The sequence below is a fragment of the Paraburkholderia sp. RL17-373-BIF-A genome (genome assembly GCF_046030175.1).
In the GTDB taxonomy this organism is placed as follows: domain Bacteria; phylum Pseudomonadota; class Gammaproteobacteria; order Burkholderiales; family Burkholderiaceae; genus Paraburkholderia.
This window is the reverse complement of record NZ_JARESO010000124.1, coordinates 1-7,442: the sequence shown is the minus strand read 5'-3', so window position 1 is coordinate 7,442 and position 7,442 is coordinate 1. Positions and strand designations below refer to the sequence as shown.

The window sequence follows — 7,442 nt, the reverse complement described above, 5'->3', positions numbered from 1 at the left end:
CCCCCCCCCCCCCCCCCCGCCCGCCCGCCCCCCCCCCCCCCCCCCCCCCCCCCCCGCCCCCGCGCCCCCCCCCCCCCCCCCCCCCCCCCCCCCCCCGCGGCCTGGCATTGAACATCCGCGGTGCAACGTGTGAATCTCCAGTCGGACGTACGCTACTCAGGGCAAGCTGTGAAGTCAGGTATCTGGTTAGCAGCGGACGGTCGCGCGTGACGTATAAGTGACTCCAACGGGTCGTCAAGAGTTCGTCACTTTCACGGAATGATGCTTAAGCGGCTGCAGCGGCGGGTAGGCGCTCCGCCCGCTGCCGTTCACACCGCGGCGATTCGCGGAATCGTGCGATCGAATATCGTGGCGACAAACAGGCAGGCGCTCAACACACCCATAACGATGGCCAGGCTGTGCAGGCCGTGATCGCTTGCAGTTTTGCCATATAAGGCGCCAAGGAGGCTGGTCGCCGCGATTGCACCGAGATATCCGGCGGTGCGCTGGAGTCCCGCTGCAGTGCCGATCTCGTCGGCCGGCGACTGCAGATAGACGGCGGTCTGGGTGGCTGTGGAAAACATGCCTTGCGGCACACCGAAGCACACAACCGCGGCAGCGATGATCCATGCGGACTTGCTGCTGTCGATAAAAAACAGGCAGATGCATCCGGCCAGCGCTGCGCCAATGCTCACGATAAACGGCCCTCGAATGCCTTTTGTGCGCCCGCCTGTCACAGAGGAGACGGCGGCGAGCAGCGACATCGGCATGGTGATGAGGCCCGCTTGGCTAGTGGAGAAGCCGGCGCCACTTTCGAGCCACTGAGCGAATCCGTAGAGAATGCAATACACGATCATCAGGACCGCCCCTGCGCGCAGATAGGTTACCGTCAACGGTCGGTTGCGGGCCAACATCCGCACATCGATAAACGGCTGCTTGCGTCGCGCCGAGTGAAGCACGAGTGCCACACCGAGAACGGCGGCGATAGGCAGCATGCTCCAGACTGGGCGGTCGAGATTCATCAGGAAAATCATCAGGCCGAGCAAGAAGCCGGTGAAGAGCAGGATGCCCACCACGTCGAGCTCTGCCATCAGACGCGCAAAGCTGCCGTCGCGCGGCTGATCCTTTGGCACCCACAAAAAAACCAGCAGCGCAGCGAGCAGCGCGAGCGGCGTGTTCACGGCAAAGATCGAATGCCAGCCCAAAGCGCCTGTCAGTACGCCACCCAGCAAGGGTCCGATGGCCAGGGTGGAGACCCCCGCCAGCGAGAGAACGCTCATGGCGACGCGTGGCGGCGCCGCACCGAGCCGATCTGCCTGGACGCGGAAGATGCGCATGGCCGACGGATAGGCGCCGGCGGTGCCGATTCCCAGTGCCACCCGCACCGCGATCAAGACGCTGAGCGTGGGAGCAAACCGGCCGACCAGCGCGGATATCGCGACGATGAAGAGGGAGATCAGGTAAATCCGGCGTGGGCCGAATAGATCCGCCAGTCGCCCCATGGTCGGCTGGGCCACGGCGCTTGCCAGGTAGAGCCCGGCAATAAGCCATCCAGCCTCCGCGACGCTTGCATGGAAGTCGGCCGCAATTGGCACCAGCGCGGTAGAGATCATGGTCGAATTGATCGGATTCAGTACGGCGCCGAGCGCTAGCGGCGCGACGAAACGGAAGCCGAAGCCCGCATGTCGTTCGTTCGGGCGACGGGGATCGCCGCCGGTTGTCGGCGGATTGCTTTGCATTTCGCGTGGCCCAGTTCTTCAGATCGATGTCATCGGACTCCACCACGCGTGCGAGTAGCGGAAAGATGTTGTCGATTGCAAACGCGTGCATGTCATGAGACAGCGCCGTCGTCGCATCTTCGGCGATCACGACTTCGTAGCCATGCTCGTACGCTTGGCGCGCGGTGGATTCGACGCCCATATTGGTTGCGATGCCGGCGAGCACCACCGTTTTGACGTTCCGGCGCCGCAACTGCACATCGAGATCGGTGCCGTAGAACGCGCCCCATTGATGTTTCGTCACGAGAATGTCGGACGCGTGAGCGAGTTTTTCAACGAGCTGGCTGAAGTTCGCTGGAAAGCCCCCTTCCGGACGCGCGAAAGGCCGGTCCACCGGCTGTTTCAGCACATCACCGAAGTCCGCCGCGAAGGCGACGTTGACCAGTACGACCGATGCCCCGGCAGTCCGGAAACGCGCTGCGAGCCGGCCGCCGGTTACTGCCACCTGAGCGCCGGGGCGGGGTGCCAGAGCGGGCATCGACACGATGCCTTGCTGGAGATCGACGAGAATGAGTGCTGTTGTAGTCGCGGGAAGAGCGAGCATGATGGGAGCCTTGCGGTGGATTCGAGGAGGTAACTGACGCCAAAGCATAACTCTATTTGAGTATTTGCTCAAATAGAGTTATGTGGCCGAGGGCCGCCGTAACTGGCAAACTGACGGCATGTCTTCGACTCCCGCCAAAACTAAAGCTCTATCTGCTGCCCCGCGGCCCAATCGTGAACGGCCGGCGCTTGCGCCGCAGCGTGGTGTCGGCCGCGAGCGCGTCGCCACGTTGATGGCCGCTGCGTCGAAGGTCATTCAGGAGCGTGGTTTCGATGCCGCAACCATGGCCGAGATAGCGGCGCGCGCGGACACAAAAATCGGTTCGCTCTATCGTTTCTTTCCGAACAAGGAAGTGCTGGCCGATGCACTGATGCAGCGCTACAGCGAGTTGCGTGATGCCCAATGCGACGAAATCGATGCTCGTGCCCGCGTGGTGTCGATAGACGAGTTGGCCGATTTGCTGGTCGACTCCATTGCGGAGATCCACGACGAGACCAAGGCGCTCATCGCGTTGCTGGATGCCCGTTCGGAATGGTCGGGCAAGCGACTCGAGTATCGCGAGAAGGCGCTCAAGCGGATTGTTGGCACGCTGCGGCTCAGGGCGCCGACATTGCCGGGAGAGACCGCCAAAGACATGGCGGTGGTATTGCTCAACAACATGAAGACGATGGTGGCGATGACGCTCGACAAGTCGGCTCCGACCAGCCCGGGCGGCCCCGCCGAGTTGCGTCTGATGAACCGGCTGTATCTAGCCAGCAAGCTCGCTGGCCACGAACTGCCCGCGGCTCAGGACGGGGCGCCACCATCAGGTGGCGCTTCCGGGTAGCATGCGCAAGACCGCGTGGCGACGCTATAAAGCGGTCTTGATCAAACCGCGTCGACGCTGAAGTGCCGCGCACGGGCGCATTCTGGATAGCTTCGCCTTCGAGCATATAAATGAACTCAGGGCCAGTGTGGAGGTGAGCAGGAAACGTAGTCCCCGCAGCAAAACGTACGAGCTGCATGCCCCGGCCGTTGGCCTTTCCGAGTCGCTTGAACTCCACGCCTGCTGCGAATGGCGACGGTGTCCACGGGGTACGCGCAGAATCCATGTATGCGAAGGCCGGCATTGAAGACGATTCGCTTTCCAAGCTTACCCATCCTACTGATGGCCGTGGAGCGGCCTCACGAGTTGGCCATCACCATATTCACGAATCACCCTCGCGATGATGACCCGATAGCCGTCCAGCCAGCGACCTTGCTTCGCTTTCGCCTCGACGTGGACTGGATGCCTGATGAGATGTAGCAATGCCTCTTTCGACTCCCAGTAGTAGACGTTCTGGATCAATCCTTCACCGGAGTTTTCCCACGTCTCCTCACGCACATATCCCGGCATGCCTCGAGCCACTTCGGCAATCCGCTGATCGAGTTCATGGAACTCCTCGTCGTATTGACCAGCCCGAAAAATGAAGGTGGAAGAGTACATTGCGCCTTCTGATGAGTTTTGAGTGACGCCGACCGCTCTCTATTACTACTTCGTCGGGACGACGGTGAGCATTGCATCGGCAAGCTGGGATTCGCCGCTTGACTTGAGTGCTTCGGCAGCACCCTGGATATCCCGTGCTTCCTTGTTCTGACTGAGCTTGCTCTTACCAACAAGACGCGTGATCTCAATCTGAACACCGACGATGGCCCTTACCATGGTATCCACGTAGTCCTTCGGTGCGTCGCCCATCTTCCACGGTTTCGGTTCCGATGCCTCATGTGTGCGAGTGAGCCGACCAACTACGCCTCGCACGTAGCGCTCATCATCGAGAATCGTAATGCGGCCGTGCGCATGGACAACCATGTAATTCCAGGTCGGCACCTGTTTGTGCAGTTCGTGCTTGCTTGGATACCAGTTCGGAGAAATATAGGCGTCGCCCGCACGGAAGACTACAAGCACCTCGTCACCGTTCGCCACGTCCTGCCATACCGGGTTGGCCCGCGCCACATGCGCGCGCAGCACGCCCAGTTTGCCGTCCTCTGCTGTAAGTTCAAACGGAATGTGATTTGCGTCAAGTCCGCTGCTCCCGTGAGTGATCAAGGTGCCAAACGGGTGTTGAGCTATGCGGGAGTGCAAAACTTCCTTTCGGGTTTCGGCAAAGTGGACTGGTAAGTACATACGATATCTCTGGCTGCTAAGGGGGATTGGCTGGTATCACTGCGACCCTTCTAGTGTGATGTAAAAGTGGTTTATCCTAAAGGTCCAGTTTGTTAAATTTCTAGTGAACCAGAATTATGGCGAGAACTGCGCGAGTCGCGGATATGCCGTCGCTCGGGGCGCTCGATCGCACGGCGGGCAATCTGAGCCGTCAACTTGCGGAGACGCTGCGGGAGGCGGTGCGCAAGGGAGACATAAGAGCCGGAGACTTATTACCGTCATCGCGTTCGCTCGCTGCTTCACTTCACATTGCAAGAGGGACAGTGATCGAGGCCTACGAGCAGTTGCTTGCCGAGGGCTTTCTGGAATCGAAAGCGGGAGCGGGAACACATGTCGCGCAAGCCCTAGCGGAGTCGCAGTCGGTCAGCACACCTGAGGCAATATTGGAACCGGCAACGAAGTCCGGGCTAGCAGAGCGCGCCTTGGCGTTCGCCCAGATTGCACAAGAGTTCCGTCCGCTTGATCCGATACCCTTCGCGATATCTGTCCCGGTCGGTTTGACCGCGCCCGGCGATATCTGGCGTCGCCTAGGTAACCGGTTGCGCGCAAGGGGCCCGGGCGCGCCCACGGGATATGCTGATCCGTTGGGCGCGTTACCCCTGCGCGAAGCGATCGCAACCTATGTGCGAAGGTCCCGCTCCGTGCGGTGTGAGGCGGACCAAGTCATTGTGACCAGTGGTACCCAACAGGGACTTTTTCTCGCGAGTCAGGTCCTGCTTAATCCGGGCGATCAGGCGTGGGTCGAGAACCCTGCTTACCGTGGCGTCACCGCAATTCTTGAAAACATCGGCTATCGCGAGGGCGTGACCCGTGTGCCTGTTGACGCAGAGGGTCTTGATGTTGAGGCTGGCATAAGCATGGCCCCGCATGCGCGCGCGGCATTCGTTACGCCGTCCCATCAGTATCCCTTGGGGATGCCCTTGAGCATGGCGCGGCGCACGGCCTTGCTCGCGTGGGCACGCGGCAGTAATGCCTGGGTAGTCGAGGACGACTATGATAGCGAGCTACGCTACGAGGGCTATCCGTTTCCGGCCCTTCAAGGATTGGCTCCGGATCGCGTGATTTATCTTGGTACGTTCAGCAAGATTCTGTTTCCATCTCTCAGGCTGGGCTATTTGATCGTCCCGCGCAATCTCGTCGATGCGTTCTGCGGTGCACGCGTGCTCATGGATCGCCACCCGCCAACTGCCGATCAGCACGTGCTCGCCGCCTTCATGGCGGAAGGGCATCTGGAGCGGCACATACGCAAGGTTCGAAATGTCTATTCCGAGCATCGGCGTCAATTGATTGATACGCTCGAAGCTTAGCTACCTGCTAATCTCGCGTGGATCGAGCCCGGCGATCAGGGGATGCACCTCGTACTCTGGCTCGCAGACGGCTTGGACGACCGGGAGGTCGTCGAGCGCGCCGCTAAGGAAGGCGTCGCGGTACGCGCGGTGTCGCTCATGTTTGCGCCGGAGACGGGACGCCCCGGTCTTATTCTTGGCTTTGGAGGGTTCAGCAGCGAGCAGATGAAAGCCGCTGCTCAACGCTTGGCGGCAGTAATCACGGGTACACGAGATGGAAAGACGCGGCGCAGATAGGTCATGCGGTGTCAGGCGCCGGGTGATCGCCATGAATGCACACCGCAGCTTCGATGCTCTGCGTCGGTCGGCTCTGATCCCAAACCGGTCATTGCCGACCAAAAAAATTCGAACGTCCGGCTCGGGTCGACAGTTGCCCGATGCGGGCCGATCAACGGCGGCCCACACCGCCCGATCGATGTCGGACCGGAGTCGGCCATCTACGGCCATTCGCCCGCGCTTTCACACGGACATTCGAACGTCGGCTCCACTACCAGACACCGGACGTTCGTGCGCGGATCATATCGGTCGCGTCGTGGCGCTGACGGGCATCGCGGGTCGCGTGCTCGCACAGGCAATGGCGGGCGAGGCCGCCCTTCGAGCTGTTTGCGAAGCCAAGGCATGCGCGCTTTCTTGGCGGCCCGTCATTTCGCGTCCCGGCGCTTGATCTCGGCATGCTGGATCAGCAGATTCGAGAACTGTTCTGAAACGAAGCGCGACGACCAGCACGTTTCCCTTTGCACCAGAAGCGACAACAGACCTCGCTTCTTGACCGTCCGGACCGGCCGTTGAGTCCACCCGGGCGGGTGATGCGTCACGCCACTGTCATCGTCTGCGATCCCTGCTTTTCCAAGTATGCCGGTCGACTGGATATGAGTATTCCCGCACGGAGTTTCCCCTTTCGAGCGAACACCATGTGGTTTCTGGCGTGGTTCCGGGCGGGTGCGCCGCTGGACGCCTGCCACCCGCACGATTGTTTCAGCAAGGAAGCAGCTGCAAATGAGAAATGGATAGCCGTGTTGCGATTGGCGAAATGTGAATGTTAGCGCCGCGGCCCTGTTAAGCGCCATTTACGGACGGTTTGCGACCGCTAATCCATTAGTTAGCCAGACTGCGCCGTTCTGAAAGAGGCCGGGAAATGCTCAAAAGTCAGGACTACCAGCCAGCGCTGTGCAGGCACGAGGAAGTCGCCTTCTGGTGCGCCGCACGACGTTGCGTATCGGCACGAGGCCCACCGGGAGGTGGCTGGAGCGCTTCCATTTCTCTCTAGCTGCGAGGTGAAACCATGAAAATTAAATCGTTGTTAGGCATTGCAGTTGCTTCGGTGGCTTTTGCGCCATCGCTGCAATCCATTCCAGCATGGGCCGATGGTCCGAAGTCCGCTTATGACAACGGCGGGACGGATGCATCGCTCGACCCCGGTGACGAACGTATGACCGCCGATGAGGAAAACCAGGCACGTCAGAAAGACCTGAGCAATGCCTACCATAGTGGATACGTTGCTCGGGCGAAGGAGGACGCCGAGACGTACGCTTCTTTGCGGGATCAGTTGAAGAGTCCGGCTAAGCAGGTCCAGTCGCACGATGTGCCGCCGCTCCCGCCCGCCATGCCAGACT

At 60.7% G+C, this 7,442-nt stretch carries 4 protein-coding genes and 5 pseudogenes; 4 read left to right on the top strand and 5 right to left on the bottom strand.

Annotation, left to right across the window (positions count from 1 at the left end; all coding sequences use genetic code 11):
* Positions 1-308 precede the first annotated feature (308 nt).
* Both P0D80_RS47840 and P0D80_RS47835 read right to left on the bottom strand, forming a co-directional pair.
* Positions 309-1,718 (bottom strand): MFS transporter, encoded by a 1,410-nt coding sequence (locus P0D80_RS47840; RefSeq protein ID WP_408295186.1) that lies wholly within the window; start codon positions 1,716-1,718, stop codon positions 309-311.
* An 85-nt stretch (positions 1,719-1,803) separates the two neighbouring features.
* Positions 1,804-2,301, bottom strand: a pseudogene (locus tag P0D80_RS47835) (isochorismatase family protein); the annotation flags it as partial.
* A 118-nt stretch (positions 2,302-2,419) separates the two neighbouring features.
* Here P0D80_RS47835 and P0D80_RS47830 point away from each other — a divergent pair.
* Positions 2,420-3,127 carry a TetR/AcrR family transcriptional regulator gene (locus P0D80_RS47830; protein WP_408295183.1) on the top strand — a complete coding sequence of 236 codons (708 nt, stop codon included), beginning with the start codon at positions 2,420-2,422 and terminating at the stop codon, positions 3,125-3,127.
* A gap of 94 nt (positions 3,128-3,221) precedes the next feature.
* Here the strand turns inward: P0D80_RS47830 and P0D80_RS47825 are convergent.
* The 3 genes and pseudogenes from P0D80_RS47825 to P0D80_RS47815 all read right to left on the bottom strand — a co-directional run.
* Positions 3,222-3,392: pseudogene (locus P0D80_RS47825) on the bottom strand (cupin domain-containing protein); the annotation flags it as partial.
* A gap of 50 nt (positions 3,393-3,442) precedes the next feature.
* Positions 3,443-3,766: an antibiotic biosynthesis monooxygenase family protein gene (locus P0D80_RS47820; protein ID WP_408295180.1), complete on the bottom strand. Its 324-nt coding sequence runs from the start codon at positions 3,764-3,766 to the stop codon at positions 3,443-3,445.
* Positions 3,767-3,811: 45 nt separating this feature from the next.
* Positions 3,812-4,444, bottom strand: a complete 633-nt coding sequence (locus P0D80_RS47815) for an FMN-binding negative transcriptional regulator (RefSeq protein WP_408183722.1) — start codon at positions 4,442-4,444, stop codon at positions 3,812-3,814.
* A gap of 116 nt (positions 4,445-4,560) precedes the next feature.
* Here P0D80_RS47815 and pdxR point away from each other — a divergent pair.
* The 3 pseudogenes from pdxR to P0D80_RS47800 all read left to right on the top strand — a co-directional run.
* A pseudogene (gene pdxR / locus P0D80_RS47810) lies at positions 4,561-6,066 on the top strand (MocR-like pyridoxine biosynthesis transcription factor PdxR).
* Between the two features lie 286 nt (positions 6,067-6,352).
* Positions 6,353-6,533, top strand: a pseudogene (locus P0D80_RS47805) (FAD-dependent oxidoreductase); the annotation flags it as partial.
* A 578-nt stretch (positions 6,534-7,111) separates the two neighbouring features.
* Positions 7,112-7,442, top strand: a pseudogene (locus tag P0D80_RS47800) (hypothetical protein); the annotation flags it as partial.

Excerpts from the sequence above, each read along its gene's own strand:
- P0D80_RS47830 (WP_408295183.1), top strand. The coding sequence starts at position 2,420 with ATGTCTTCGACTCCCGCCAAAACTAAAGCTCTATCTGCTGCCCCGCGG.
- P0D80_RS47840 (WP_408295186.1), bottom strand. The coding sequence starts at position 1,718 with ATGCAAAGCAATCCGCCGACAACCGGCGGCGATCCCCGTCGCCCGAAC.
- P0D80_RS47820 (WP_408295180.1), bottom strand. The coding sequence starts at position 3,766 with ATGTACTCTTCCACCTTCATTTTTCGGGCTGGTCAATACGACGAGGAG.
- P0D80_RS47815 (WP_408183722.1), bottom strand. The coding sequence starts at position 4,444 with ATGTACTTACCAGTCCACTTTGCCGAAACCCGAAAGGAAGTTTTGCAC.